This window comes from Reinekea sp., from assembly GCF_046710285.1.
GTDB lineage: Bacteria > Pseudomonadota > Gammaproteobacteria > Pseudomonadales > Natronospirillaceae > Reinekea.
This window is the reverse complement of sequence record NZ_JBKEGY010000027.1, coordinates 12,682-38,480: the sequence shown is the minus strand read 5'-3', so window position 1 is coordinate 38,480 and position 25,799 is coordinate 12,682. Positions and strand designations below refer to the sequence as shown.

Here is a 25,799-nt window from a genome sequence, read left to right as displayed (position 1 = left end):
GATGGCAACTATTACCTCAGAGCTTAGAAGCGGCCCATTGCTTGGAATTCGGGTGTTTGAAACATGGATGTTTCAATCAAGCCCCCATGGACGAGTTTACGGCGACCGAAATTTCAAGCAATGGGCCGCTGAACCCAGCCTAAACAGTGAAATTTGTGTAGGCTAGCATTAGCTCGATGGCTGCTTTGTTATAGTGACCTTGCTAAGAAATCTTCACCACTAGGTCTACCCACATAGCTAAAACCACAAATGCAGACAACCAGAACACACTAAACCGATGTACTAGGTGATTATAGGTAAGGTGTATTGCGGTATGAACTAAGCGTAATGCAATAAACAACCAGGCCAACGGCAGCGCTAACTCAGACAGAGTTCCGGTGGCTAAATAAGCCAAACATACGGCATAAAACAAGACCGGAATTTCAAATTGATTATTGAAACTGCGAGTTGTCTTTTGGACATTTTCAGGGTAGCTCTCCGCATTCATCAACAAAAAAGCGCGGTAATTTAATTTACGGCTACGAACACTTTGAACACGGACCACAAAGGTGTATAAGCCAATTAAAAAAGTTATGAATACCATGGCGAACATTGGGTAGATCATTTAAATACCTTATTATTGTAAAAACGCTTCAAGTTTAGGGTCACGGAATAATCGTTCTAAGACCGCATCAAAAACACCATTAAGCAAAGTTTCATTATCATCTTCTTTAGGGTAACCCAATGTCTCAATATACTGAGTCGTCTTATAATTGTTTTCATACGTTACATTGCCTTTATTTACCACAACTGCAACGGCTGCAACGGCTGTATTTCGCTTAATACTGGCGCGCTCATCGGTTGTTACAAAGCTCAGTTCGGTGATTTGAATTTCAACCGTTTTATCTGGTAAAGAATCGGTTAGCTCAAAGCCACCGCGCTGCAAGATTTGACTGGCAATGGACTGTACGACTTCTGTTAATGGCACCTTAGGAGTCAATGTACTGGTTTGCGCATAACTACCACCACGAATACCTATGACATTGCTCGCGCGTTTATCTTGAGCAGACAAGCTTATGGTACCTGTACCTTCAATTAAGCCATCAATTGGAATAGAAGGTTCAAACGATACCTGCTGCGGCGATAATTGCGCACAACCCGCAACCAAAACCAATGCAACAATAGAAAGTAATGACGCTTTGACGTTATGTTGTTTTATTAAAAGCATGCTCTGTCCTTATTTTTGTTCGTCTCGAATAAACACCCAATCATTCTCAGATGAGCGTGTCTCACAAAACTGATAACCTGCATAATCAAACGCTTTAAGATCATTTATATCTTTTAAGTCATGATCCAGTATATATCTAACCATTAGACCGCGCGCCTTTTTCGCAAAAAACGAAATTATTTTGTATTCACCATTTTTTTCGTCTTTAAACAATGGCGTAATTACCCTAGCACTAACATCTTTAACTTGAACAGCTTTAAAATATTCTTGTGATGCCAAGTTCAACAAAATGTCGGCTTGTGCATGCTTTAGATCTTTGTTTAACAATTGAGTTATTTGCTCACCCCAAAACCCATACAAATTACTAGCTTGCTCAGTCTTTAAAGCTGTACCCATCTCTAAACGATAAGGCTGTATACGATCTAATGGCCTTAATAAACCATATAACCCCGATAAGATGCGCACCGTTTCTTGTGCCTTTTCTATATGCGGTCGTTCTAAGGTGCTCGCACTGAGTCCTGTATAAACATCACCAATAAATGCAAACACAGCCTGTTTGCTATTGGTCTCGGTCATTTTTGGGGACCATGCTTGATAGCGCTGAACATTTAATTGGGCTAAATTGTCACTCAATTTCATTAAAGTTTTAATATCGGTCGCAGATTTCGTTCTAAGCTGATCGATCAAAGATTGAGCTTGTTTTGGAAAACGATATTGGGTGGACTCACTCACCGGACTCTCTTGTTCGAAATCCAGTTTCTTCGACGGCGAAATAACCGCCAACACCTTCAACATATCGCTTTTCTCCCCTACACTGTCAATAATATTCATAATTTTAAGAGCCACAGCTATGATTGCTGAAATAGAACGACTCTTCATTCCTAATTCAGCCTTGAATTATAACCATTTGGTGGTCTGTACTGATAGTCGTAAAACCGCAGTTATCGATCCATTTGATGCTGATTTCGTTTTTAATCATGCCCAGCATAAGAATTTGTCAATAGATCAAATATGGATAACACATGAGCATCCCGATCACACCCGCGGGTTTGAACGCCTAAAGCAACTAACCAAAGCTACCGTTTATGCCCCCATTAGTTGTAAAGGTAAATTAAACGCCGATGTTTGGCTCGAAGATCAGCAAAAACTAAAACTAGGTGAATGTGAAATTGAACATTTACTGACGCCTGGCCATACCCCTGGCCATGGAATATTTTGGCAACCAGAACATTGGGCGGTGTGCGGTGACACACTATTCAACGCAGGCGTAGGCAACACTAAATCTGGTGATGTATCTGAACTTTACCAAACCATTTTACGGCTTAAGCGCCTATTTACCGACTCAGTTGTTATTTATACAGGCCATGATTACCTAATAACTAATTTAAAATTTAGTCTTAGCTTGAACCCTGGCCTAGAATTAGCGGAACAGCTCTTAACACAAGCCGAAAAGCAAAGCCCCCAAACCAGAACTATCACCAACTGGGCAATTGAACAGCAAATCAATTTATTTTTACAGGCAAATAACGAAGCCGAATTTACTAAGTTAAGAGAACAGCGAGATCATTGGTAGCTATGAGTCAAGACAAGAGAAGCTTTCCCCGTACCTCCATCAAAATGGAAATTAAACTGACATTAGAGTCAGGTGACGTAATTATTGGCGAAACTTGGGATATATCGGATGGCGGTATAGCCTTTAGCAAAGAGCCATTCAACCCCCAGCACTGGCACACGGGTATGATGGTGTCAGGGCAGCTACAAAACCTACCCATGGTAGCTCCAATTATTAAAATGACCGTAGTTTGGGTTGGTTCCGATTGCATAGGATTAGCTATTGTATCTTGATCGCCTTTCATACATTTGGCTAGCCATCGAATGAAAACAATCAATTAGCCTTCAATGCGGGTAAAAATGTCAGTGTTTTTGACGAATTCAATAGACTTTACATCGATTGATGAAATTTTAAGCAATTAACTCGTTAATTTATTTCTGTTTCGTTTATAATACCGCCTACTATCAATTAATATACAGGTTACACATGTCTCGCAGTAAAGGCTCCCGCACCATGAAGGGGAAACTCGGTATTAAGACCGGGTCAAAAAAAGATTTTATTAAACAAGGTGAAATGGGCAAAATCCCTTCTCACAATCGTTTAGATAAGCACAAAAAATCTCGTCAAAAGTCGGCGTACCAGAAATTCTTAGATGAATCAGGCCAGAAAGACACGACTAATGGCAAGCAATCGGTTCAAAAGCGCATTGAAGCAGCTCAAAAACAGCAAGCTAAAGCGGCCCCTGTTGTGAAAAAAGAGTTCAAGAAGGAAAAGAAAGACTTTAATGAAATGACTGGTGATGAGCTCCTCAATCTCTTCAAATAATACCCCGCAACGTAATCTTCTCATAGATCAGTGCCGAGGCTTTGCACTGATCTTGATGGCCGTTTTTCACTTTTGCTATGATCTTAGCCTTTATGGGCTCGTGCAATTTGACTCAGAAAACGGCTTTTTCCCCTATTTTCGTTATATCATTGTCACACTATTCTTTATTTCCGTAGGTTATGGCTTGTACGCTGCTAATAGCAAAAGCATTCACTGGCGAGCTTTTTGGTGGCGTGAAGCTAAAATAGTAGCCGGTGCAGTCGTTATTTCATTAACCACCTACTTTATGTACCCCAATAGCTGGGTTTGGTTTGGTGTATTACATTTTATTGCGCTCGCCAGCCTTTTATCGTTACCTTTGCTTCGCGTGCCAAGGGTAGCTTTAGCGCTGGGTGTTGGTATGTTCTTTCTCTATAACCTAACCAGCTGGTTTAATCTACAGCCGCTGTGGAGCCTGCTAAGGCAACCACTTCACTTACCGAACGCGACACAAGACTTAACTCGTCTTATCCCTTGGATTGGCATGGTTTGGATAGGTATATACGTTGGTCAAAAGCAAGCCTTTAACCTGCCGGCCATTGGTCTGAAGTGGATTTCAAAGCCGCTGTTATTTTTAAGCAAGCACAGTTTAGTGTTTTACTTAATTCACCAGGCGCCATTGTTTGGCTTAGCTTGGTTACTAGGCCAGGTACTTTAATCGTCACGTCGCAAATCTTCTGGTACAGGTGTATAAGGTTTCAATGGCCGCTCCGGCGTTTGGCCTTTCTTCCACATATCTATTTGATAGATATAAGCTAAGACTTGAGCCACCGCAATATATAAGCCCTCAGGAATCTCATCGCCTATTTTAGTGTGATGATAAATAGAGCGAGCCAGTGCAGGCATTTCAACTATGGGTATTTTATATTCGGTACCAATTTCACGAATCTTAAAGGCAACATCATCAACACCTTTGGCCAATAAAATGGGCGCTGGCATAGCATTTGGCTCATACTTCAGGGCGATAGCGTAGTGAGTCGGGTTGGTAATGATGACATCTGCATCCGGTACATCACTCATCATTCTTCTGTTGGCCATTTCACGTTGCAACTGCCTAATTTTGGCTTTTACCTCTGGTTTACCTTCGGTATTTTTATATTCTTCTTTGATCTCTTGCATAGTCATACGCAACTTTTTCGCATGACTATGAATTTGAAACGGAACATCAACTATGACAATTAAAATGGTACTTGCGCAGATGAACAAAAAAGACCAGCCCAATACTTTAGCTGAGTGCGCAATTGCCGTATTAGTCGGTTCGAATACCATCGATAGAAATTCATTTTTTAAACTCAGCAAAACGATAACCGCAGCAGTGCCGACCACCAAGACTTTGCCCCAGCCTTTTCCTAATTCAACCAAAGAGTTCATTGAAAACATTCGTTTAATGCCTTTCAATGGATTCATGCGTGAAAACTTGGGTGCCATGGCTTTTGTTGAAAAGTTCCAACCGCCTAAACTGATCGGTGCAACAATGGAGGCCAGTAATAAAAAAGCAAAGACCGGTGAAATCGCCACCGCCATTTCAAACACCACCGCCTTTAAATAGCCACCGGCAATAGCCGTATCCCAACTAGCTCTTGGATCAAAACTAAAACAAAACGCCATAACCTTCATCAGTGATGACGCTATCATTGGGCCAAATACCAGCATGCATAATGCCGCCGTCAACAAAATACCACTGGTATTGAGTTCTTTTGATCGGGTGACGTCACCCTCTTCACGCGCCTTTTCTTGTTTTTTGGGCGTGGGTTCTTCGGTCTTCTCCTGGGAAGGATCTTCCTCAGCCATTGTCGTACCTCAAAATCTTATTAGCGCACGCATAAGGGAAATATGTGTTTGTAAAAATTGTTCGACCAACGGCGCGGCAGCCGCATAACTGACCCAAACAATCACCAACCCAGTCATCATTGTGACAGGGAAACCCAAGGCAAAAACGTTTAATTGTGGTGCTGCACGCGTCATAACACCAAAGGCTAAATTTACCAGCAACAATGCTGTAATGGCTGGTAACGCAAGCGACAAAGAGGCTTGATACAACCATGACCCAAACTCTGCTAACACCCTCCACTGATCAGGACCAAACAAGCCCTCGCCAATGGGTAGGGTATAAAAAGAATCGATCACAACTTCCAACACCATTAGATGACCGTTAATAGCTAAAAAGACCAACGTCACTAACACCTGATACCACTGCGATAAAACCGCAACCGAAATACCATTCGTTGGATCGACCATTGAGGCAAAGCCTAAACCCATTTGCATAGAAATGGTTTGCCCGGCCAAAACAAATATTTGCATCATCATAAGCACAATAAAACCAAGCGTTGTACCTATGACTACTTGCTCGGCTATCATAATGAAGTTTTTTAAATTGACCGCTTCGATAATTGGCATTTCAGGCATAATTGGATAAATTAGAAACGTAATTAGAAAAGCTAAGCTGATTCGAACCCGTGCGGGTACTAAGCGGGAGCCTATGATTGGCACAATCACAAAAAAACCACTGAGCCGAAAAAACGGCCACAGAAAATGACTGACCCAGCTAGCGATGACTTCATCAGTTACATAGAGCATCGGTTAACCAATCAGCGCTGGAATATTCATAAAAATAGTATTGGCGTAGTCGGTTACTTTCGCAATTAGGTATGGTCCTGCAAAAATCAACATCAACAACGTTACTATTAGACGCGGTAAAAAGCTTAACGTCTGTTCATTAATTTGAGTGGCCGCCTGGAAGGTTGCCACCATTAAACCAATAAGTAAGCTCGGCAAAATAACTATGACAACGATCATGACTACAATAAATAGCGCTTCGGAAAACAAGTCACCGATATTCATAGCATCCATAATAACTCCTTACATATTAAACGATGATGCAACCGAACCCATTACCATGGCCCAACCATCGACAAGTACAAACAACATAATTTTAAAAGGTAATGAAATAATAATTGGCGATAACATCATCATACCCATGGCCATCAAAATAGAAGCCACGACCAAGTCAATAATTAAAAACGGAATAAACAATAAGAAACCAATTTGAAAAGCAGTCTTCAGCTCACTGGTCACGAACGAGGGTAGCAGAATATTAAGCGGCACCTCTTCAGGGGTCTGATAGGTTCCCTCCTCGCCTGCAATTCGGATAAACATATTTAAATCTGTTTCCCGAGTCTGTGCAATCATAAAGGTTTTAAATGGCGCTACTGCAAGGTCAATTGCCTCAAGAGGAAGCACCTCTTCCGCAATATAAGGTTGAATGGCTTTTTCATTCACTTCATTTAATACGGGAGCCATAATAAAAAAGGTTAGAAAAAGTGCTAATCCAATGAGCATCTGATTAGAGGGCGTTTGTTGTAAGCCAATCGCTTGACGTAGGATTGCAAATACAACCACGATACGAGTAAAACTGGTCATCATCATCAGTATCGCGGGTATAAACGTCAGCGCGGTCATGATGGCTAGAATTTGAATGGTAACAGAATATTGAGTGCCACCGTCTTCGGTGGACTCTAGTACGACGGCAGGAATACCAGCGGCTAGGCTTGGGCTGGAGGATAACAACAACAGCATGCCAATGATGATCACTGGCCATGCTTTAACAATGCTAGTCGTCTTTTGGAGGCGTACTGCCCTGTGTTGTTGAGTTCGATTCACGCTCTTCACCTTTTAACAAACCTTTAAGTCGATCTGCAAACGGACTGCGTTGTATCGCATTGTTCATGTCTATCGGTTCATCGTAACGATGTAGAGTACTAATACCATTGGGCGTCACTCCAATGAGTAGGTATTCATGTGCGGCCTTGATAATCATCAATTTTTCACGTGTACCTAGCGGCATAACCGATAGCACTTGAATATGACGTTGGTTTACACCTAATCCGCCAGACATCCGTCGCACTAACCATGCACACGCAAAGATGAGGCCAACTATTAAAATAAGCATCAGAAATACCTTTATGTAATCCTGATTACTGGTGTAATTTAGATCTGCAGAGTAAGCGTTTAGCGGCAAACTCATGAACAGCCCTACGGCTAACTTACTTTTCATTGTAAACGTTGTACCCGTTCTTGTTGACTGACAACGTCTGTTAAGCGAATACCAAACTTTTCATTGACCATGACAACCTCACCATGGGCGATTAAGCGACCGTTTACGAGAACATCTAAGGGTTCACCTGCAAGTCTATCAAGTTCAATAACACTGCCCTGGTTAAGCTGGAGCAGGTTGCGAATGGGTATCTGGGTTGCTCCGACCTCCATCGAAATGGTCACCGGAATATCTAGAATGACATCCAAGTTGGGATTCGACTCGTTAAAGTCGCCCGCAGGTGTACTGGCAAATTGCTCTAAGGGTGCTGGCTGCGCATCGTCTTCAGATTCATTGTCTGAATCTCCCGACTCTTCCATAGCTGCTGCCCATTCTTCGGCAAGGGCACTGTCATCGGCGCCACCGGCAACTTCATCAACTAATGCATCAACGTCGATGCCTGTGTCAGTTTCATTAGTTTCGTTGTCTTTATTGTCTTCGTCACTCATTGCCAATCTCCTGCTTTGCTACTTCAGCAATGGCCTCTACTGCATGCTCATCGCGTTTTTTTCGTCGCATACCCATAAGACGAGATTTCATATCACCAATATCTCGGTTAGGGCCTCTGACATTTCTTTCAACTTTCAGTGCCAGGTTATCTCCACACTGCCCTAATTTGGTTTCGAACAAGGGAATATTATTCGCTTTAAAAGTAATGGTTGGCGGTAAATCAATTGGGATAATATCGCCTGCCTGCAAGTCGACCAACTCACCTAATTTTATTTCACGCTCAACTAGGGTTGCGTTGGTCGGCACTTTCGCGCCTAAAATATCATGTCGCAACGACTCGACCCATCGATCATCAATTTCATCAATATCAGACTGAACGCCAGCATCAAGTACTTCACGTACAGGCTCAATCATAGAGTACGGTAGTGTCATGTGTAAATCACCACCACCGCCATCTAATTCAATATGAAAGGTGCTCACCACAACAACTTCGCTCGGTGATACTATGTTTGCCATTGATGGGTTAACTTCACTGGAGACATATTCAAAGTCTACGTCTAACACTGCACCCCAAGCTTCCTTCATATCTTGAAATATTTGCGAGAGTACCATTTGTACTACTCTTATTTCTGTCGGTGTAAATTCACGACCTTCAATCTTGGCATGGCGTCCATCGCCACCGAAAAAGTTATCAACGAGCTTAAAAACAAGTTTCGCATCGAGAATAAAAAGCGCTGTGCCGCGCAATGGTCTGACCTTAACTAGGTTCAAACTGGTTGGGACGTAAAGCGTGTGAATATATTCACCAAACTTTAATATTTGTATCCCTCCCGTTGCAACATCAGCGCTACGTCGTAAAAAGTTGAACATACTGATACGGGTGTAGCGAGCGAAGCGTTCGTTAATCATCTCGAGCGTTGGCATTCGACCACGAACAATTCTATCTTGACTGGTCAAATCATAAGATTTGACACCTTCAACATCGCCGTCGTCGTCGTCTTCCACAGCACCATCGTCGATACCGTGTAAGAGAGCGTCAATTTCGTCTTGCGAAAGTAAATCTTGCACATTATTACCTATTGCAGAATGAAACTACGGAACAAAATAGCTTCAATACCGGGTCGCCCCATCTCATTAGTTAAAACATCTTGTATCGCTAGGGTTAAGTCATCCGCCAAGGCCAACTTGCCTTGTGCGGTCATTAAACTATCGAAACTGTGCGTAGTGAATACATCCAATAAATTGTTGCGTATCAGTGGATTGTGTAAAACCAACACTTCCACACTTTCTGGGTCTCGGGTTAATACTGTCAATTCAGTTTGCAAGAATCGAGACTTACCCGTACTGGTGTTAAAGTTAATTATGAACGCAGGCTGCAATGCATGATAAATCGCCTCGCCATTGTCAGGTGACATTGATTGTTCTTCCATCGGCAAGCCATCAATTCCCGCAACTTCAGGCTCCGCTAACTTATCTTTTAAAAAGAACCATGTTCCCCCTGCAGAAAGGCCGGCGACTAATAAAAAACCAACAATGATGATGGCGATTTTTTTTAAACCACCACCTTTTTTAGGCCCGTCTTCTACTAATTCTTCATTTGGCTCTTTATCTGCCATGAAGCATCCTCACACTATGTTAATTTCATCACTTTGTATTTATCTAGCAAGCTACGCGCCAGAAAATCAATTCTTAGTTAAGTGTAGCGCCAATCCCCGCTAACGCCAGCCCTACACGCTTAAACATAGTGATCTACCAAACTATTTGAGGCACTCATAGGCATATCTGAGTCAATATTTTGGCTTTCTTGTCCGCCATCTTCAAACTCGGACGAGTTATCTTGCCCTCCTTCTGATTGAGCAGAAGTGTCCCCTGTTGACTGGTCATTGACATCTAAGCTAGATAGATTGAGACCCTGCTCTGCTAGAGATTCTCGTAAACGCACACTTTGTGATTCCAATGCTTCTCGAACCTGCTGCGACTGACTCACGATCTGAATTTGAGTCGACTCTTGGGTAACTTGAATTCGAACCTCCAGTGCACCTAGTTCAGGCGGGTCTAAACGAATAAAACCATGTTGAATGTCATTTTTGATCATTGTAAAAATTCGATCGCTTAGCGCCGGTGTGATATCTGGCAGTTTGGCCTGTTTCTGGGCTGTATTAAGCCCATTAATTGCATCCAAAACTGTACGCTCAACCTTTGCAGATTCAAGTGTTGATGCAGAATTTTGTACAATCAAAGGGGTTGTATCAGGTTCTTTCAGCGTAGCAGTGGCAGCTGATAATAGATCCATTGTTTTAGCGTCAGAGTCTGAACTGATTACTTTCACCGGTGGTTCGGGAAGCAGCTGGGATTTCAACGTTTCTACACTCTTTGGCTCATCTGTTGTAGCGAGCAAACTAATTGGTTTTAAATCTCCATTGTCATCTAACCCAGACAACACAGCTAGAAGATCTGACTGACTCTTGGTATCTATTTTCATGGCATCATTGAGCGGACTTACTGACGTTTTTATATTTTCATTAGCCACGTTGGCCGCCGCTATGGCTTTGGCCTGTTCCGCTCCTGGCGCTTCATTGAGCGCATTCGCTACTTTGTCTATGCCTATGCCTATGTTTACTGCTTCCGTTGATGCCTCTAATTCAACCTCTGGGTTCAACTCAGTCGATATCGATTCCTCCGGCGTCTCATTAAGCCCGCCTATGGCTGCTTGAGAACTAGAATCAAGATTAAGGACATCTGGTGTATCCGATGTAACTGCTGAATCACCACTAGCCAGCGTTACATTTATAGCTAATGACTCTGGTTTATCTGTTATTTTGCTTAAACCTGACGTGTCCCCAATGACGATACCTAAAACTTCACTGTTGATATCATCAACTTCCAAGGGTGATACTTCACTTTCTAGCCAAGAGGCTAAGTGCTCCGGAACAGGCGCATTTTCATCAATGTCGGTAAGTTCAGTTTGCGCCATTAAAAACTGAAGCAATTCATCGCCAGATAATTCAGATAGCTTATGCTTACCTTCCGCTCCTGGACTTGGTGTGACCATATCGGATGCTTGGTGGACTGCAGCGGCCAGCTTTTTCACGTCGAGCGGTGAAACTTGTTCGCTTTTTGATTGCTGCAATAAGTTTTGAAACTCCTGGCTAGAGTCAGGCGATGATTGCCCTTGAACTAAACTTGCACCGCCTATAATGGGGGTTGGCGTGGTGTGAGCTTCCTTAATGTTTGGGCTTTGAAGGAAATTTACCATGAACATCGTTACCTTAAAATTGCACTACGTAAAGCTAGATTGCAATTCTAAGGCCATATTTACTATTTTAGGTACATCAAGCTTAACTCAGTCGATAATGTTATTGCTTGAGGGCCCGCGACCGACAGCAACTGAGTAACTTCCTCAGCTTTTTTCTGCCGCGCAGCTTGTTCGATAAGACCACAAAGTTTACCAAAGTCACCAATTCCTAAGTTAATGCTAGCGCCCTTTAGACTATGCGCTACTTTACTAAGCTTCTCAAAATCTAGGTTGTGAGCGTATTGCCCCATTTCGGGCACTTTGACTTTTAAATCACGCAAGTAGATTTCAATTAACCCGACAAAATCGTCTTCTAATAACTCCTGTAATTCTTTTAAAACTTCCTTATCAAACATCTTGATCAACCCTTATGACTCCAAATTAACTTAGCTGTGACCATATTACCTAGATCATTATAATAAAACTCTTGGCAAATTCCGCGTATGAGTGGGATCCCGCGACCAGAATAGCCTTCAATTGGGGCTACTTTACTCATTAGGTGATGATAATCAAACCCCTGTCCACTATCTTGCACTTGCAGCACTAGTGCTCCACCCGTTTCGGTCGGCGTATGTTTGATGCATATTCTGACAAAACCATCGGTTAGATTTTCTAGGCGCTTTTCTCTTTGTTGATAATAAATATCGAAACCATTTCTTGTCGACTTAATCTTAGAATCTAGACCTAGTACTCCGTGTTCAAGGGCATTCGAGTACAGCTCTGCCATCATCGTATATAAAGGACCACTTTGGCTTCGCAAGCCTTCAACTTCGGTCACCATATTTAACACTAGTGGCAGCGGATTAAAGTTACGCAACGACTGACCACGAAGACTGTAGTCAAAATCCCAATCTAATGGCCCAATCAACGAGCCACGCGTACTTTCAAAATCAGGGAGGCCTATGTCTTCTATGTCGACCATCTTCACGGTGGCTAAGGTTAAATCATCTTCTACACGAGCCTCTGAAACAAACTCATCAACGCTGGTTAGGATATCTTGAAAAATTGAGTCTTGATGTGTAGCTCGACGAATTAGGCTATGCAGTCGTGATTCGCCAAACATTTCATCATCTTCATTGCGTGACTCAATAATGCCATCAGACCAGACAAATAATTCATCACCATTTTCCATAGGTAACTCAATAATTGAGGGAGAAAACTTATGAGAAGCGAGCACACCCAGTGGTAAGTTAGATGAGCTAATAGTTTCAAACTCGTTAGTTTTTGAACGATACATGACAATATCGGGTAACCCACCGAGCCAAATACGTGCTTTTTTTTCAAAAAGATTCAGTTCAACAAAACAACCGCAACAAAACACGCCTATAGGTAATATACTTTGTAATCGGCTGTTAATTTCTCTTAATACCTCATCAACAGAGAAGCCTTTAGCTGTCATACCGTAAAATATTTCTGCTAACGGCATGGCACCAATGGCAGCCGGTAGCCCATGCCCTGTAAAGTCACCTAAAAACAGGTGAATGCCGCCATCCGGCTTGCGCTCAGCCAGTACGGTATCGCCATTAAAAACCGATAAGGGCGATAAACTAAAACGAATATTATCAAGTGTTAAACAACCAGAGTGCGCAACATTATCGAATATTGTTTTCGCGACCTGTTGCTCAATTAACATTTGTCGATTATGAGCTTGAAGCTTTTCATGCATTACCCGCATTCGGCCAAATGCCATAATTTTGGCTTTTAAGATGACACGATTATAGGGTTTGCTTAAGAAATCATCACCACCCACTTCAAGACAAGTCGCAAGAGAGTCGGCGTCTTGTAGTGAGGTTAAAAAGATGATTGGGACGAGATCATCGCCGAGCAACCGCTTTATTTGACGCGCAGCTTCATGCCCATCCATGACAGGCATAAGCACATCTAACAATATTAGATCGGGTTTGTACTGTTGAAAATGGCTGACAGCTTCTTTGCCGTTCTTGGCCAAAATAACATCATGCCCTTCTTTTTGGACAATCGTCCTGAGGATTATTCGGTCGGTTTCACTGTCATCAGCAATCAGAACTTTTAGTGCTCGAGACATAAAGCCGACTCTTTATTAACTAATTGTGAACAGTTGACCAAAATTGCTGATTGTTAGTATTTTCTTAACGTCGTCATTACAATTTATAATATCAATTTTAGAGTTATCACCACCGGCATGATCTCTCATTAATAACAACATACCCAAAGCAGAGCTATCTAGATAAGTGGCTTCTGACATATCGACGGTATAAGAAGTGACATCGTCTGATACGCTTTCATATATCTGACGAAACTCTTGGTGAGAGCTAAAGTCAAAACGTCCTGATACTTTAATTGTTATTTTGTTATCGGTGGTTGTCGCGGTGACGGCCATACCTTTTCCTTATTGATAAACAGCTAATTTATATTAGTGTAGGTGCTTTCTTTTAACTTGCCAGATGCAACAGCAAATTTAGGTATATTTTTATCTGTAGATAATACTACCCGCATTTACTATTGATTCAAGCTACTATGCATCAAAGCCAGACAAAAGTGCCAAAGACAGGTGAAAACACCCACTAAACTAGGTGTAGTTTGTTGTTATTTGCTTTGAATATTGTCAAATTGCATAGATTTACTGCAAAGTTCCATTAACTGTTCCATTAATGGTTAGCCTTCCTGTCTGAGTTAATTGGCTCTTAAGTATCGCTTTGATGGAACCGTATCGACACGAGTTCATCTATGGCTTGTTGTTCCTTTTTGTCCTCTGCTACCACTTCTTCCATGGAAATATTATCAATAAATTGGCCAATATTCTTACGACGTTGGTACAACACCTGCCATTTCTGTAACACTTGAGATTCGCGCTGCTTCCATTGCAGCACCGCTTGCTTCTGCCTAAGCATTAAATCGCCTAACTGATCGATGAAACCTTGAGTTCGACGCCACTGCTCTATCGAAATACTCTGCCCTGCTTGCTCATCTAAGTAGCCCATATATTCTGTACGGTAGTTTTCTAACTCTTGATAACGTCCTTGCTCTGCTTCTACTTGTGCTCGAATTTGGCCAAGCGCTGTTGCAGCTTGGTCTTCTCGTTGTTTCGCCAACGTCTCAATGACCCTTAAACGCTCTGATCTTTTCATTAGCCATTACTCTGTGGCGGTGGTTTGGCTCCCCTTAAAGGACGCCCGCCTTTCATTGTCGGCTGTTCAGGCTTAACGGCAGCCCCTTGCATCATGCCTTTCAGTAATTGAGAAGATTGCTCAAAGTTAACCTGCTCTTTTAACCCCTGACGTAAAAAATCCCGAATAATCGGCTGCATTTTTACGGCCTGATCAATTTCTTCGCTGCTGCCAGCTTGATATGCGCCAATTGAGATAAGGTCTTTATTTTGCGAATAAACCGCCCACAGCTGTTTAGCTTTTTGGGCCACTTTCAGGTGAGATTCACCTACCACCTGTGGCATGACTCGAGAAATACTTTGCTCAATATCTATAGCTGGGTAATGACCTTCTTCGGCTAACTTTCGATTTAATACAAAGTGACCGTCTAAAATTGCCCGGGATGCATCGGCTACTGGATCTTGTTGATCGTCACCTTCTGTTAAAACGGTATAGAAAGCGGTTATCGAACCGCCTCCTTCTTCCGCATTGCCAGCGCGCTCTACTAACTGAGGAATACGAGCAAATACTGACGGCGGATAGCCTTTAGTGGCCGGCGGCTCTCCAACAGCCAAAGCAATTTCGCGCTGCGCCTGGGCGAATCGCGTCAATGAATCCATCAGTAACAAGACCGATTTTCCTTGAGCTCGAAAATACTCGGCAATGGCGGTTGTGTATTGAGCAGCACGTAACCGTAACAATGGCGCATCGTCAGCTGGAGACGCAACGACGATACTCCTCGATAAGCCCTCTTCACCTAAGATATCCTCTATAAACTCTTTAACTTCTCGTCCACGCTCGCCAATTAGACCGACAATGGTTATATCCGCGGTAGTAAATCGGGTCATCATGCCTAACAGCACCGATTTACCCACACCCGAGCCCGCAAACAACCCTAGCCGCTGGCCTCGACCTACCGTCAGCATTGAATTTATAGAACGTATACCGACATCAAGAGGCTCTCGAATCGGCTGTCGATGTAGGGGGTTTATGTATGAACCGTTCAAATTTTGGTTTTCTCGACACCGCAAAGGGCCTTTACCATCAATCGGTTCGCCAAAACCGTTTACGACACGACCAAGCATTTCATCACCAATCACTAAATCATTAGCTGACTCTAATGGGATCACTTTTGAACCCGCGCGTAGGTTATGTGCAGCCTGTACTGGCATTAAAAAGGTTTTATCGTCTTGGAAACCGACGACTTCGGCTTCTACGACTTGGTGAATATCAACAACCTGACAGCGTTGACCAATAGCGACGCTTAACCCCACCGCCTCAAGCGTTAACCCAACCATGCGGGTTAATCGGCCTTGGCAAACGGGCTCTATTTTATCGGGCAATAACGCCTGACTATCATTTAGATAATCTATAAATCGGTTACTCATTTGACTCACGCACTGGAGTCTCTATCGCTTTGTCCAAATTCTCATTGGTGCTGTGATCAGCTTCACTTGAAGTGTTATCTGCTACCTTTTCGGATGTTGAATCGGGCTGTACTTCACGCTCAACTTGTTTTCCAGATTCTATCGTGTCGTCAATTTTTTGTTCGTTTTGCTCTGTATTTTCAACTTTTAAATCGGAATGCTCTGTAGCGTCAACTTGTTCGTCAACTGGCTCACTATCGGCCTCGTCTTCCGTGTTGATGTCTTGCTTATGCTCAGTCAAATTATTGTCTAGTAGATAATCATCTGATATAGGTGTTTTAAGTTTCGCTTCATCGACGCTGGTATCTAAATGACTGATCAATTGCTTCACGGCCGTTTCAAATCGATGCTCTAACGTATAATCAATGTAGCTGTAACCGCTTTTAATTGTGCAACCACCGGCACTGATTTGATCATCGCTGACGAGCTCCCAATTCGATTCTGAATTTGATTCTACAAACTCATAGTCTATTGGATTCAATCGAATCGTGAGTTTATCATCTGGGTTTGGCAATGCCTGAACAGCAGCAGAAACTAAACTATTAATGTGGCTGGGCTTTGTACGTAATTCATCTTGAACGACTTGCCGCGCTATTCGTACCGCTAACGCACCAAGCGCTGTTTCTAACTCTTTTTCGTCTTCTTGACGATAACTTAAAAGCGCTTCTGTCATTTCTTGGAATACCCGCACAGATTGCTTAGTCGCTTTTCTACCTTCCTCAAGCGCCTGTGCTTGGCCAACTTCTAATCCTTGGGACAAGCCTTCTTGGTGACCCAGCTCAGTGCCTTGCTCGATACCCTGAGTTTTGCCTTCAGCATTACCTTGTTTTAACCCCTGTTCATAACCTTGTTCGAAGCCTTCGTTGTAAGCATCTTCACGAATTTGCTCGAGTTCTTTTACCGTGGGTGCGCTAATTGTTTCTTCTTCTATATCAGGCGTCACCGTTTGCACAACGGCTGCCTTGGGTTGCGCGACCACTTTTTGCTTTACATCATTGCCGTCTCGATCCCATTTCGGCAAGTTCAACTCACTGACGCCGGTTGCATCTCGTAGGATCTTCTTTTTAGTGGTGCTCATTTATTCTAGTCCTCTCGACTACAACATGTCTTCGCCACCAGCGCCGCCTAATGCGATTTCGCCAGCGTCTGACATACGACGTGCAATACCTAAAATTTCTTTCTGAGCGATCTCTACTTCAGATACTTTTACAGGGCCCATGGCCTCCATATCATCACGTAGAATCTCAGCGGCGCGTTTAGACATATTGCCCAAAATTTTATCGGCCAAGTCAGAATCTGCACCACGTAAAGCAATTTTAAGAGAATCAGTTGACACTTCTCGCAGCAAGCCTTGAATACCCCGATCATCTACGTCAATTAAGTTATCAAATACGAACATGAGATCTGAAATTTCAGTTGCCAAATCTTCATCGACTTCTTTAATGCCATCCATAATCTCTGCTTCAACGCCCGATTCTAAGAAGTTCATAATTTCTGCAGCTGTCTTCACACCCCCTAAGGTTTGCGCTTGTGTACCTGCACTGGCGGAGAACTGTTTCTCTAGAATGGCATTTAATTCCTGTAACGCTGAAGGTTGCACAGACTCTAAAGCCGCCACTCGCATAATAATATCTAAGCGTACTTTTTCTGGAAATTGCGCCAAAATTTCAGACGACTGATCGGGCTCTAAATAGGCAATAACAATAGTTTGAATCTGCGGGTGTTCATTGCGGATAATATCAGCGACCGCACGAGGTTCCATCCATTTTAGAGTATCCAGCCCTGTGGTGTTGCCACCCAGTAATATTCTGTCTATCAGTCCCGCAGCTTTATCTTCGCCTAGCGCTTGAGTCAGCATATTTTTAATGTATTCATTGGCACCCATGCCTAAACTGGTTTGGCCGCCAACTTCCTCTAAAAACATTCGAACTACGCCTTCAATTTGCTCTTGCTTTACTTCTGGCATTGTCGACATGGCGGTACCCACACGCTGTACTTCCTTGGGGCCCATGTGCTTTAAAACTTCAGCTGCATCTTGCTCACCAACACTCATCAACAGCATTGCGGCTCGGGTTTGCATGCTCACGCCGTCTAATACTTTGGCTAAATCTTCGACGCCTTGCGTTACCGGTAAATTTCTATTTTCAGTCATTGGACATTACCCATCGTTTTAATACCAGCGCAACTCGACCAGGATCTTCCGCAATTAAGCCACGTAAGGCATCTAATTGACGTTCAAAACTTTCCGAAGGCCCTGGCAGTGTAAACTCATCAACACTGCTTAAACTCACGCGATCATCTGATATTAAATCTTCATCGACATCAAGATCAGCTAAGGCAGCATCTTCATCACTGCCACTTATTTCAGCTTCGCCGCGTGAAAGTATGTTTTTAACCGCTGGACGTAACACACCCAGTACCAATATTAGTACAAATAACCCAGCCAAGAGCTGCTTTGCAATGTCCCAGAACCAGGGCTGGGTATAAAACGGCGGTTCTTCAATGTTGTCATCAGCGGCTAAAAATGCTGAGTTAATCACATTGATACTATCACCACGAGCAGGGTCGTAGCCAACGGCATCTTGGACCAGTGTTCGCAAGCGCATGATAGACTCATCACTCCACGCCTCTGTCATGAGTTCACCCGTTTCTGGATTAGTGACTTTTAAATCATCAATCACCACCGCAACGGTCAAGCGGCGCACTCGTCCCTGCTGGAACTGCGTAAAGCTCAAGGTTCGGTCTACTTCATAGTTTCGCGTTGCTTCATTTCTGCTTGAAGTTGGTGGCGTATTAGCACCCGCACCTTCTCCTGTCACTTCTGGCGCTTCGGCATCCGTTGGCGGTTGGTTAGACAAAGCACCAGGAATACCGCCGGGGTTTTCACCTACCCGTTCCTCGGCAATAGTTTGCTCACTTCTGAGCGCAATTAAATCAGGGTTATAAAATTCTTCCGCTTGCTCTACTTTGGTAAAATCAATATCCGCTGAGACTTCTGCTTGAAACTTGTCGGTGCCGATAATGGGTGCCAATATTGAATTAACACGTGCAAGTAAATTGTCTTCGACTCGGCGTTGGTATTCGAACTGCCTATTGGTTAATTCATCTTCTGTATTCTTTTCATCATCGCTCAACAATCGACCGCGCTGATCAACAATGGAAACATCTTTCGATGCCAGTTCTGGTATTGAGGTTGAGACTAAATTTCGAATTGCTTTCACTGAGTTAGCGTCGAGTTCGGCACCTGCATAAAGTTCCGCAAATACCGAAGCCGTTGGCATACGTTGATCGCGGACGAATACAGATCGTTTTGGAATGGCTAAGTGTACCCGTGCTGTTTTCACTTGGTTTATTGCCGAAATGGTTCGAGCCAACTCCCCTTCTAAACTTCTCAGGTAACGAGCATTTTCCATAAACTGAGATTGCCCTAGTGGTTGATCTTGATCGAGCAATTCATAACCTACCGTTTTGTCATCAGACAACCCTGCACCCGCAACAACTAACCGAGCTTTATGTAAATCACTTTGTCTAACAAGTAACACGCCACTTGAAGGGTCTATATCAAAATCAATTTTGTTCGACTGTAAAACTTCGATCAGCTCTCTGGCATCGTAGCTATTATTGCTATTCATCAAAGGACGATAGGATTCTTTTTGTGACCACAAAACAATGCCTAAGCCCAATGCGATACTCGCTGCAAGCCCAATTAACAAACTGAACTGGCGCATCATCGTCAACTTATTAAAGCCAACAACAATTGGGTGCATTGCTGATAAATTCGGCTCATCTTTGTCGATTAATTCTGTGCGTTCTGTTGCTAAGCCTTGTTGCGGCTGCTGTGTCTGTGACAGCTGTTGGCTTTGTGATTCCTCTGCCAATTGATTCGCATTCGCTACGGGCACATTTTCAGTCATAATATTTCCTTACCTTTATAAAAAGGCTTTATAAAGGCATGTTGATGATTTCTTTATAGGCTTCGATCATCTTATTTCTAACTTGAGTCATCGCCTGAAACGATACGCTTGACTTCTGCAATGCAATCATAACTTCAGGTAAATCTACTTTAGGGTCACCTAGTTCGTATCGTGTGGCTAACCCACTGGCGGTTTGTTGGTTATCATTCACGGTATCAACTGCATCTTTGAGCATTTCGCCAAAAGAAGGAACGTTTCCTTTTTGCGTTACCGTGTCTTGAATAGAATTATCAGTGGTTGCAGTGGGTACTTCTGCAGAGGAGGATATTTGTTTACGCATTTGCTCAACAGTATTAGCAAACTGCGTATTTGTAGGGTTTGACGTTTCTGGAACCTGCATTTGGCTACGCAAGCTTTGCATTTGGTTCAAAACGCTCTGAATATCAACTCGATCTACCATGACCCACCAGCCTATTGTCAAAAATCAGTCTATAAATTTGTTATTTCGAAGAAAGTGAATCCTATATGCCAACAAATTGTCGAATAACGCACACTTTTTCCGTTTATATAGATATTTTGCAATAGGCAGGCCAACTTTGGCCGCATTTTGATTAATGTTTAGATTGGAATCTTAAAGTACATAAATTAATTTTTGTCTTACGTTTCAAACGAAATTAGAAAGGAGATAAGCAAACGTAAAAAAAAGACCGCAACCGGATTTCTTACAGTATACGTCGGGTTCAGCGGCCCACTGGTTGAAATTTCGGTCGCCATAAACCCGTCCATGGGGGCTTGATTGAAACATCCATGTTTCAAACACCCGAATTCCAACCAGTGGCCCGCTTCGCAATGGGAATGCGGTGGCGCAACTTGACACCCTCTAACTAAAAGTTAACCCACATAGAATTAACGAATAGCAGCAATCGCTGAGTCTACGTCCATGCCCATTTCACGCATTTTAGCGAGTTTATATCGCAAAGTACGTGAAGATATACCTAAGTGATCTGCAGCACGATTTTTACGTCCATTATGGACGCGCAAGGCATCCAATATTATTTCAAATTCTTTTTGTTTAAGATCAACATGAATACTTTCAGATCTTATCGGTTGCTCTATCACACTGAAACTCATATCCGACTGAGGCTTAGGTTCGAGCCTCTCTGTACTTGTCGCGTTAGCTTCTAATGCCAAGTTCCGATGAGATTCAAAATCAATTAGATGCTCACCGCTAACCCCTAGGTCTGTACCATTTATTTTAGTACCCGACTGCAATATCAACGCTCTTTGTATCGCGTTATCAAGCTCGCGTACATTACCAGGCCACGGATGAGTCAACAAAACTTGCTTTGCAGATTCATCAAGTATAATGCCCTGTTTCTGCATTTTTTTACTGTGCTTCGCTAATAATCGCTCCGCTAAAGGGATGATATCGGCTTTGCGCTGCCTGAGTGGCTGCCACTGCAGTGGAAAAACACTCAGGCGATAATATAAGTCTTCCCTAAATCGTCCGGCCTGCACTTCTTCAATTAGCGATCGGTTTGTCGTCGCTAAGACTCGAACATCTAACTTTATAATTTGTCTGCCGCCAATACGTTCAACTTCTTTTTCTTGCAAAACACGCAATAATTTCGCTTGTAATCCAAGATCCATTTCAGAAATTTCATCGAGTAAAATAGTACCGCCATTGGCTTGTTCAAACTTTCCTGGCGCCGTAGCCACTGCACCCGTAAAGGAGCCTTTTTCATGACCAAACAGTGTTGCTTCTAGCATGTTTTCGGGAATGGCCGCACAGTTAATGGCAACAAATGGCATTTGTTCACGGTCAGAATGCTGATGTAAATAACGAGCAAGCACCTCTTTACCGGTCCCACTTTCACCGCTAATTAAAATAGTACTATCAGTTTTGGCGACTTTTCGAGCTAACGCCAAGACATGCTGGCTTCCGACATCAACTGCCACCGGCGAATCTGTGATTGTTGGTGTTACGCTTGTATGAGCCTCAATTAACTCGATCAGTTGGTTTGGCTGAAACGGTTTAACCAAATAATCAATCGCTCCGCTTTGCATTGCATCTACGGCTTTGTCGACAGAGGCATAAGCGGTGACTAACAGCATAGGAATATGTGGGTAGTTTTCATTAACGTAACTAAGCAGCTCATGCCCACTAATACCCGGCATGCTGACATCAGAAACGATGAAATCAAATTCAGACTGCTTTAATTTGACGATAGCATCTTCACCACTTTGCGCAGCTACCACATCATAGTCTTGCAACAACAATGTATCGCTAACCGCTTCTCTTAAGTTGGCATCATCTTCAACAATTAAAATATTCATCGCTCACTGCTCTCCTGATAGATAGGCAAGGTAATGGAAAACTCTGTGCCTTCTCCTACTTTACTGTGAATGGCCAGGCTACCCTTATGGGCTTTGACGGTAGCAATAACTACGGGGATTCCTAAGCCAGTACCGTAACTTTTTGTAGTAACAAAAGGTTCTTGCGCTCTAATAAGCTCTTCACTGGACATACCTGGACCATTATCTTTAAACGAAATGGTGACGCTGTTAGTATCATCATTGGCTGAAATTTTTAGCTGCAACCCCTTACCACCAGATTCAAACGCATTATTGATAATATTCATAAAGGCACTCACAAGTGCATCGGCTTGACACTGTATTTTTATACCGGGCGCTTTATTAGCCCAGTCTATAGCGCCAACACTATGGTGGCTGATGCCTACTGAAGCGTCGGCCATTAAATCAAATAATTTTTCAGTAGTGACTAAGTTCAATAGCTGACAATCGCCTTTAACAAATAGCAGCATATCTTGAACTTGCTTCTCAAGATGGTGTAAACGACCGACCAGTTTATCGACAAACTTATGGTGAGTTTCTTGATCTAATTTAGGGTTTTTCAGATTCGAAGCATATAACATGGCAGCAGATAAGGGTGTGCGTACCTGATGGGCTAAAGAAGCAACCATTTGGCCCATTGCAGTCAGTCTTTCTTGCCGCGACACCTGACTCTGTAATGCTCTGGTTTCAGTTTGGTCCGTCATAACAATCAGTTGACCTGCATTATCTAGAGCACTGGTCTCTAGACTGACTAAGCGGCCATCTTTTAAGCTAATCTCATGATAATCAGATTGTTTTGGACTAAATGCGCCACGAACTATTCTTCCCCAGGGAGAGCCAATTAGAGTCAAATCACCATCTTGATCCCAAGCAGAATTTAGCCAAATTTCAGCCGCTGGGTTTACTCTTTGAACCAAACCGCGATTATCAACCACTATCACACCGGCGGGCATTAAACGTAACAAGCTTTCTAACTGCTCCGCTAAGATTTCTTTTTCATTTAACTCTTTAAGTCGCTGCTCAGATAATGACGCCAACTCACCACTTAGCTCTACGACTCTATTTTCCAATAGATGGTAACTGTCAGAAAGTTGCTCAGACATCGTGGTAAAAGCACTAAATGCCTGTTGCAGTTCACTCAATGAATCTTTATTGAGTGTCTGTGGTTTGGCCAAGGGCATCGAGTTTTCTATTTTATTGACGTTTTGCATTTGCATACGCTAATTGTTCAAAAAATTGACTGTAGTAGTACTGTTGCAATTGCAGTGCCAATGTTTGAAGCAAAAAAAAGACCGCAATTGGCGGCCTCTTAGCATAGTTTTTAAGCTGTTAGTTCATAACATCTCTACGATTTATTTCATACTTGCGCATTTTTTCAACCAAGGTAGTTCGGCGGATATGTAATTTTTCAGCTGCACGGGCAACCACTCCTTGAGCATCATCGAGCGCTTGTTGAATGAGGTTTTTCTCAAGATCGGTTAAGTATTCTTTTAAATCAATTCCATTCATTGGCAACAAAGCCGACTGATCTGTATTGAACTTCGGAATATTGGCTTCTTCAATATTATCAACGACCGATTTTGGCAACATATTTTCAGTTAACTCTTCAACATGCCTATATTTAGCCGGTAACTCTTGAACACCAACGACGCCATAGGGATGCATAATAGCCAAGCGCTCAATTAAGTTGGCCATTTCTCGAACGTTCCCAGGCCAATCATGCTGCACTAAAGACATAATAGCGCTGGAGTTAAAGCGTATAGAGCCTCGCTTTTCATTTTCTAACCGGGAAACTAACTCGTTTAGCAAAAGCGGGATATCTTCATTTCGGTCTCGCAATGCTGGCATTTCTATAGGGAACACGTTAAGCCGATAAAATAGATCTTCACGAAACTCTGCTAGCTCAATCATTTCTTCCAAATTGCGATGTGTCGCAGCAACAACACGAACATCCGAGCTAAACGTTTTGGTTCCACCAACTCGCTCAAACGTACGCTCTTGCAGAACACGCAATAATTTCACTTGCATATTAAGCGGTAAATCGCCTATTTCATCTAAAAATAAGGTGCCGCCTTCGGCCATTTCAAACCGGCCAGCGCGAGTTGTTATTGCACCGGTAAAAGCACCTTTCTCATGACCAAATAATTCACTCTCAATGAGCTCATGCGGTATGGCACCGCAATTTACCGGCACAAATGGTTTATGTCGTCGATGTGAGTTGTAGTGTAGATTACGAGCCACAACTTCTTTACCGGTGCCGCTTTCACCTTGAATTAGCACAGTGACTTCTTTATCGGCTACCTGTGCCATCATTTCACGAACGGATTGCACCGCTCGGCTACTGCCAATTAGACTTCGAAATAAATTTATTTCTCGGCGCTGGTCACGGCCACGAGATAAGTCATACTGCTCACGATACATTTGAGCGCGGTGCAAGTTATCCAGTAATTTATTGTACGAGAGTGATGATTTAAACTTAGCGATTATTCTCGAACGCAGTTCGTCTTCTAGTAATTCACTTTCTGGGTGGTCACCCAAAAGAAGCAATGGTAAACCCTCATCCCATTCGACAATACTTTTAACAGCTTTTTCTAGCGACTGATTAAGCTTACCAAAAACCACGCCAATAATTACGGACGGATCTTCAAAGGCTTCTTTCGCCTTGTTGAGCCAGTCGTCACTAGATAGCACTAGGTTATCTTCACCTAAAAAGTCTAAGATAACCTTGATGTCATGGCGACGTTGTTCATCGTCATCGACGACCAATAAATTAATTTCTCTCCACATCCCAACAGCCCTATTACTTCCATAAATTATTGAGAAAACAACTTGTGATATATAAGTCGATTGTTGCCAATTGATAGGCACAACATCCAATGACCGACAAAATGGAGTTAAGACTTAAACTTACACTTTGTCAAATTTATGACTGTATTTTTTTACCTATGTGTCAGAACTTAAATTTAATGGTTAAAATTGCAGCGATAATTCTTCATAGAAGAAAGGCAACCCTAATATAAATCTCTTAATTATTAGGGCTGTAGGGAAATTTACTGGCTTTAAACTACCTTAAACGTAACGATTAAAGACCTTGTAATGCCTGCTCACGAATTTCATCCCAGGCTGATTTAATTTGTAACAATAAACTGGTGACTTCTTCTAACATATCAACACTATTGCGCACGTTCGCTTCAAATAGCCGTCGAATCATATAATCGTACAAACGTTCTAAATTTAACGCTAACTCTCCGGCATCTAAATTTAATGACTCTTGGAGGCCGCCAATAATGTTGATGGCTGAATTTATTTGATTACTTTTTTTATCATATTCTTTTCGGGCGATATGGCCTTTGGCGGCCGATATACGTGCCAACGCACCTTCAAACAACAGTTGGACCAGACGATGTGGGTCAGCATCAACGATCGACGTTTGCGTGCCTACAGATTGATACTCTTTAATACCCTGTGCGTACATAGCATTACCTCATAACGATAAGAGATGGAATGATTCACCCTA

At 42.7% G+C, this 25,799-nt stretch carries 30 protein-coding genes; 5 read left to right on the top strand and 25 right to left on the bottom strand.

Translation table 11 applies throughout. The features are described from left to right. Window position 1 precedes the first annotated feature (1 nt). Window positions 2-166, top strand: a complete 165-nt coding sequence (locus ACI882_RS15460) for a hypothetical protein (RefSeq protein WP_411744615.1) — start codon at window positions 2-4, stop codon at window positions 164-166. Between the two features lie 36 nt (window positions 167-202). Here the strand turns inward: ACI882_RS15460 and ACI882_RS15455 are convergent, their stop codons facing one another. The 3 genes from ACI882_RS15455 to yaaA are packed head-to-tail and all read right to left on the bottom strand — an operon-like array spanning window position 203 to window position 2,038. Then, window positions 203-604: an MAPEG family protein gene (locus tag ACI882_RS15455; protein WP_411744616.1), complete on the bottom strand. Its 402-nt coding sequence runs from the start codon at window positions 602-604 to the stop codon at window positions 203-205. Window positions 605-616: 12 nt separating this feature from the next. Beyond that, entirely contained in the window at window positions 617-1,207 is a 591-nt protein-coding gene (locus tag ACI882_RS15450; protein ID WP_411744617.1) for a YajG family lipoprotein, read from the bottom strand. Window positions 1,208-1,216: 9 nt separating this feature from the next. Beyond that, on the bottom strand, window positions 1,217-2,038 hold the full coding sequence (gene yaaA, locus ACI882_RS15445; protein ID WP_411744618.1) for a peroxide stress protein YaaA: 822 nt from the start codon (window positions 2,036-2,038) through the stop codon (window positions 1,217-1,219). 19 nt (window positions 2,039-2,057) lie between these two features. Here yaaA and ACI882_RS15440 point away from each other — a divergent pair, with 19 nt between their 5' ends. The 4 genes from ACI882_RS15440 (at window position 2,058) to ACI882_RS15425 (ending at window position 4,281) form a co-directional block, all read left to right on the top strand. Beyond that, window positions 2,058-2,780, top strand: coding sequence for a hydroxyacylglutathione hydrolase family protein (locus ACI882_RS15440; protein ID WP_411744619.1), 723 nt, complete (start codon window positions 2,058-2,060; stop codon window positions 2,778-2,780). A gap of 2 nt (window positions 2,781-2,782) precedes the next feature. Next, complete coding sequence (locus tag ACI882_RS15435) at window positions 2,783-3,052, top strand: PilZ domain-containing protein (RefSeq protein WP_411744620.1); 270 nt, start codon at window positions 2,783-2,785, stop codon at window positions 3,050-3,052. Window positions 3,053-3,245: 193 nt separating this feature from the next. Then, window positions 3,246-3,584 (top strand): hypothetical protein, encoded by a 339-nt coding sequence (locus tag ACI882_RS15430; protein WP_411744621.1) that lies wholly within the window; start codon window positions 3,246-3,248, stop codon window positions 3,582-3,584. Then, complete coding sequence (locus ACI882_RS15425; protein WP_411744622.1) at window positions 3,559-4,281, top strand: heparan-alpha-glucosaminide N-acetyltransferase; 723 nt, start codon at window positions 3,559-3,561, stop codon at window positions 4,279-4,281. Before ACI882_RS15430 ends, ACI882_RS15425 begins: the two co-directional genes overlap by 26 nt. Here the strand turns inward: ACI882_RS15425 and flhB are convergent. From flhB to fliS, 22 genes are all read right to left on the bottom strand, one after another. Beyond that, complete coding sequence (gene flhB / locus ACI882_RS15420; RefSeq protein ID WP_411744623.1) at window positions 4,278-5,414, bottom strand: flagellar biosynthesis protein FlhB; 1,137 nt, start codon at window positions 5,412-5,414, stop codon at window positions 4,278-4,280. The genes ACI882_RS15425 and flhB overlap by 4 nt on opposite strands. 9 nt (window positions 5,415-5,423) lie before the next feature. Next, window positions 5,424-6,200: a flagellar biosynthetic protein FliR gene (gene fliR / locus ACI882_RS15415; RefSeq protein WP_411744624.1), complete on the bottom strand. Its 777-nt coding sequence runs from the start codon at window positions 6,198-6,200 to the stop codon at window positions 5,424-5,426. 3 nt (window positions 6,201-6,203) lie between these two features. Continuing rightward, window positions 6,204-6,473, bottom strand: coding sequence for a flagellar biosynthetic protein FliQ (locus ACI882_RS15410; protein ID WP_411744625.1), 270 nt, complete (start codon window positions 6,471-6,473; stop codon window positions 6,204-6,206). A 9-nt stretch (window positions 6,474-6,482) separates the two neighbouring features. Beyond that, a complete protein-coding gene (gene fliP / locus ACI882_RS15405; protein WP_411744631.1) occupies window positions 6,483-7,199 on the bottom strand; it encodes a flagellar type III secretion system pore protein FliP in 717 nt (238 codons plus the stop codon). Between the two features lie 34 nt (window positions 7,200-7,233). Further along, window positions 7,234-7,677, bottom strand: a complete 444-nt coding sequence (gene fliO / locus ACI882_RS15400) for a flagellar biosynthetic protein FliO (protein WP_411744626.1) — start codon at window positions 7,675-7,677, stop codon at window positions 7,234-7,236. Further along, window positions 7,674-8,165 (bottom strand): flagellar motor switch protein FliN, encoded by a 492-nt coding sequence (fliN, locus tag ACI882_RS15395; RefSeq protein WP_411744627.1) that lies wholly within the window; start codon window positions 8,163-8,165, stop codon window positions 7,674-7,676. The genes fliO and fliN overlap by 4 nt, the downstream gene beginning before the upstream one ends. Beyond that, the gene (gene fliM / locus ACI882_RS15390) at window positions 8,158-9,234 is read right to left on the bottom strand and encodes a flagellar motor switch protein FliM (protein WP_411744628.1); all 1,077 of its coding nucleotides are present in this window, start codon (window positions 9,232-9,234) and stop codon (window positions 8,158-8,160) included. Before fliM ends, fliN begins: the two co-directional genes overlap by 8 nt. Window positions 9,235-9,242: 8 nt before the next feature. Continuing rightward, window positions 9,243-9,782 carry a flagellar basal body-associated FliL family protein gene (locus tag ACI882_RS15385; RefSeq protein WP_411744629.1) on the bottom strand — a complete coding sequence of 180 codons (540 nt, stop codon included), beginning with the start codon at window positions 9,780-9,782 and terminating at the stop codon, window positions 9,243-9,245. A gap of 119 nt (window positions 9,783-9,901) precedes the next feature. After that, window positions 9,902-11,422, bottom strand: a complete 1,521-nt coding sequence (locus ACI882_RS15380; protein WP_411746520.1) for a flagellar hook-length control protein FliK — start codon at window positions 11,420-11,422, stop codon at window positions 9,902-9,904. A gap of 62 nt (window positions 11,423-11,484) precedes the next feature. Beyond that, window positions 11,485-11,817: an Hpt domain-containing protein gene (locus ACI882_RS15375; protein WP_411746519.1), complete on the bottom strand. Its 333-nt coding sequence runs from the start codon at window positions 11,815-11,817 to the stop codon at window positions 11,485-11,487. A gap of 5 nt (window positions 11,818-11,822) precedes the next feature. Next, window positions 11,823-13,505 (bottom strand): SpoIIE family protein phosphatase, encoded by a 1,683-nt coding sequence (locus ACI882_RS15370; protein ID WP_411746518.1) that lies wholly within the window; start codon window positions 13,503-13,505, stop codon window positions 11,823-11,825. Window positions 13,506-13,520: 15 nt separating this feature from the next. Further along, complete coding sequence (locus ACI882_RS15365; RefSeq protein WP_411745990.1) at window positions 13,521-13,820, bottom strand: STAS domain-containing protein; 300 nt, start codon at window positions 13,818-13,820, stop codon at window positions 13,521-13,523. 304 nt (window positions 13,821-14,124) lie between these two features. After that, the gene (fliJ, locus tag ACI882_RS15360) at window positions 14,125-14,568 is read right to left on the bottom strand and encodes a flagellar export protein FliJ (protein ID WP_411745991.1); all 444 of its coding nucleotides are present in this window, start codon (window positions 14,566-14,568) and stop codon (window positions 14,125-14,127) included. Next, window positions 14,568-15,974 (bottom strand): flagellar protein export ATPase FliI, encoded by a 1,407-nt coding sequence (gene fliI / locus ACI882_RS15355; RefSeq protein ID WP_411745992.1) that lies wholly within the window; start codon window positions 15,972-15,974, stop codon window positions 14,568-14,570. Before fliI ends, fliJ begins: the two co-directional genes overlap by 1 nt. After that, window positions 15,967-17,091 carry a FliH/SctL family protein gene (locus tag ACI882_RS15350; protein ID WP_411745993.1) on the bottom strand — a complete coding sequence of 375 codons (1,125 nt, stop codon included), beginning with the start codon at window positions 17,089-17,091 and terminating at the stop codon, window positions 15,967-15,969. Before ACI882_RS15350 ends, fliI begins: the two co-directional genes overlap by 8 nt. 18 nt (window positions 17,092-17,109) lie before the next feature. Beyond that, entirely contained in the window at window positions 17,110-18,165 is a 1,056-nt protein-coding gene (gene fliG, locus ACI882_RS15345; RefSeq protein ID WP_411746182.1) for a flagellar motor switch protein FliG, read from the bottom strand. After that, on the bottom strand, window positions 18,158-19,927 hold the full coding sequence (gene fliF / locus ACI882_RS15340; protein WP_411746183.1) for a flagellar basal-body MS-ring/collar protein FliF: 1,770 nt from the start codon (window positions 19,925-19,927) through the stop codon (window positions 18,158-18,160). The genes fliG and fliF overlap by 8 nt, the downstream gene beginning before the upstream one ends. Before the next feature lie 28 nt (window positions 19,928-19,955). Then, window positions 19,956-20,387, bottom strand: coding sequence for a flagellar hook-basal body complex protein FliE (gene fliE / locus ACI882_RS15335; protein WP_411746517.1), 432 nt, complete (start codon window positions 20,385-20,387; stop codon window positions 19,956-19,958). A 446-nt stretch (window positions 20,388-20,833) separates the two neighbouring features. Next, the gene (locus ACI882_RS15330; protein ID WP_411745738.1) at window positions 20,834-22,264 is read right to left on the bottom strand and encodes a sigma-54-dependent transcriptional regulator; all 1,431 of its coding nucleotides are present in this window, start codon (window positions 22,262-22,264) and stop codon (window positions 20,834-20,836) included. Then, window positions 22,261-23,493, bottom strand: a complete 1,233-nt coding sequence (locus ACI882_RS15325; protein WP_411745737.1) for a sensor histidine kinase — start codon at window positions 23,491-23,493, stop codon at window positions 22,261-22,263. The genes ACI882_RS15330 and ACI882_RS15325 overlap by 4 nt, the downstream gene beginning before the upstream one ends. Before the next feature lie 118 nt (window positions 23,494-23,611). Beyond that, entirely contained in the window at window positions 23,612-25,069 is a 1,458-nt protein-coding gene (locus ACI882_RS15320; protein ID WP_411748534.1) for a sigma-54 dependent transcriptional regulator, read from the bottom strand. Window positions 25,070-25,364: 295 nt separating this feature from the next. Beyond that, window positions 25,365-25,757 (bottom strand): flagellar export chaperone FliS, encoded by a 393-nt coding sequence (fliS, locus tag ACI882_RS15315; protein ID WP_411745735.1) that lies wholly within the window; start codon window positions 25,755-25,757, stop codon window positions 25,365-25,367. Window positions 25,758-25,799 lie beyond the last annotated feature (42 nt).

Coding starts and splice junctions, on each gene's coding strand:
- ACI882_RS15460 (WP_411744615.1), top strand. CDS start 2: ATGGCAACTATTACCTCAGAGCTTAGAAGCGGCCCATTGCTTGGAATT.
- ACI882_RS15455 (WP_411744616.1), bottom strand. CDS start 604: ATGATCTACCCAATGTTCGCCATGGTATTCATAACTTTTTTAATTGGC.
- ACI882_RS15450 (WP_411744617.1), bottom strand. CDS start 1,207: ATGCTTTTAATAAAACAACATAACGTCAAAGCGTCATTACTTTCTATT.
- yaaA (WP_411744618.1), bottom strand. CDS start 2,038: ATGAATATTATTGACAGTGTAGGGGAGAAAAGCGATATGTTGAAGGTG.
- ACI882_RS15440 (WP_411744619.1), top strand. CDS start 2,058: ATGATTGCTGAAATAGAACGACTCTTCATTCCTAATTCAGCCTTGAAT.
- ACI882_RS15435 (WP_411744620.1), top strand. CDS start 2,783: ATGAGTCAAGACAAGAGAAGCTTTCCCCGTACCTCCATCAAAATGGAA.
- ACI882_RS15430 (WP_411744621.1), top strand. CDS start 3,246: ATGTCTCGCAGTAAAGGCTCCCGCACCATGAAGGGGAAACTCGGTATT.
- ACI882_RS15425 (WP_411744622.1), top strand. CDS start 3,559: ATGAGCTCCTCAATCTCTTCAAATAATACCCCGCAACGTAATCTTCTC.
- flhB (WP_411744623.1), bottom strand. CDS start 5,414: ATGGCTGAGGAAGATCCTTCCCAGGAGAAGACCGAAGAACCCACGCCC.
- fliR (WP_411744624.1), bottom strand. CDS start 6,200: ATGCTCTATGTAACTGATGAAGTCATCGCTAGCTGGGTCAGTCATTTT.
- ACI882_RS15410 (WP_411744625.1), bottom strand. CDS start 6,473: ATGGATGCTATGAATATCGGTGACTTGTTTTCCGAAGCGCTATTTATT.
- fliP (WP_411744631.1), bottom strand. CDS start 7,199: ATGCTGTTGTTGTTATCCTCCAGCCCAAGCCTAGCCGCTGGTATTCCT.
- fliO (WP_411744626.1), bottom strand. CDS start 7,677: ATGAAAAGTAAGTTAGCCGTAGGGCTGTTCATGAGTTTGCCGCTAAAC.
- fliN (WP_411744627.1), bottom strand. CDS start 8,165: ATGAGTGACGAAGACAATAAAGACAACGAAACTAATGAAACTGACACA.
- ACI882_RS15385 (WP_411744629.1), bottom strand. CDS start 9,782: ATGGCAGATAAAGAGCCAAATGAAGAATTAGTAGAAGACGGGCCTAAA.
- ACI882_RS15380 (WP_411746520.1), bottom strand. CDS start 11,422: ATGGTAAATTTCCTTCAAAGCCCAAACATTAAGGAAGCTCACACCACG.
- ACI882_RS15375 (WP_411746519.1), bottom strand. CDS start 11,817: ATGTTTGATAAGGAAGTTTTAAAAGAATTACAGGAGTTATTAGAAGAC.
- ACI882_RS15370 (WP_411746518.1), bottom strand. CDS start 13,505: ATGTCTCGAGCACTAAAAGTTCTGATTGCTGATGACAGTGAAACCGAC.
- ACI882_RS15365 (WP_411745990.1), bottom strand. CDS start 13,820: ATGGCCGTCACCGCGACAACCACCGATAACAAAATAACAATTAAAGTA.
- fliJ (WP_411745991.1), bottom strand. CDS start 14,568: ATGAAAAGATCAGAGCGTTTAAGGGTCATTGAGACGTTGGCGAAACAA.
- fliI (WP_411745992.1), bottom strand. CDS start 15,974: ATGAGTAACCGATTTATAGATTATCTAAATGATAGTCAGGCGTTATTG.
- ACI882_RS15350 (WP_411745993.1), bottom strand. CDS start 17,091: ATGAGCACCACTAAAAAGAAGATCCTACGAGATGCAACCGGCGTCAGT.
- fliG (WP_411746182.1), bottom strand. CDS start 18,165: ATGACTGAAAATAGAAATTTACCGGTAACGCAAGGCGTCGAAGATTTA.
- fliF (WP_411746183.1), bottom strand. CDS start 19,927: ATGACTGAAAATGTGCCCGTAGCGAATGCGAATCAATTGGCAGAGGAA.
- fliE (WP_411746517.1), bottom strand. CDS start 20,387: ATGGTAGATCGAGTTGATATTCAGAGCGTTTTGAACCAAATGCAAAGC.
- ACI882_RS15330 (WP_411745738.1), bottom strand. CDS start 22,264: ATGAATATTTTAATTGTTGAAGATGATGCCAACTTAAGAGAAGCGGTT.
- ACI882_RS15325 (WP_411745737.1), bottom strand. CDS start 23,493: ATGCAAAACGTCAATAAAATAGAAAACTCGATGCCCTTGGCCAAACCA.
- ACI882_RS15320 (WP_411748534.1), bottom strand. CDS start 25,069: ATGTGGAGAGAAATTAATTTATTGGTCGTCGATGACGATGAACAACGT.
- fliS (WP_411745735.1), bottom strand. CDS start 25,757: ATGTACGCACAGGGTATTAAAGAGTATCAATCTGTAGGCACGCAAACG.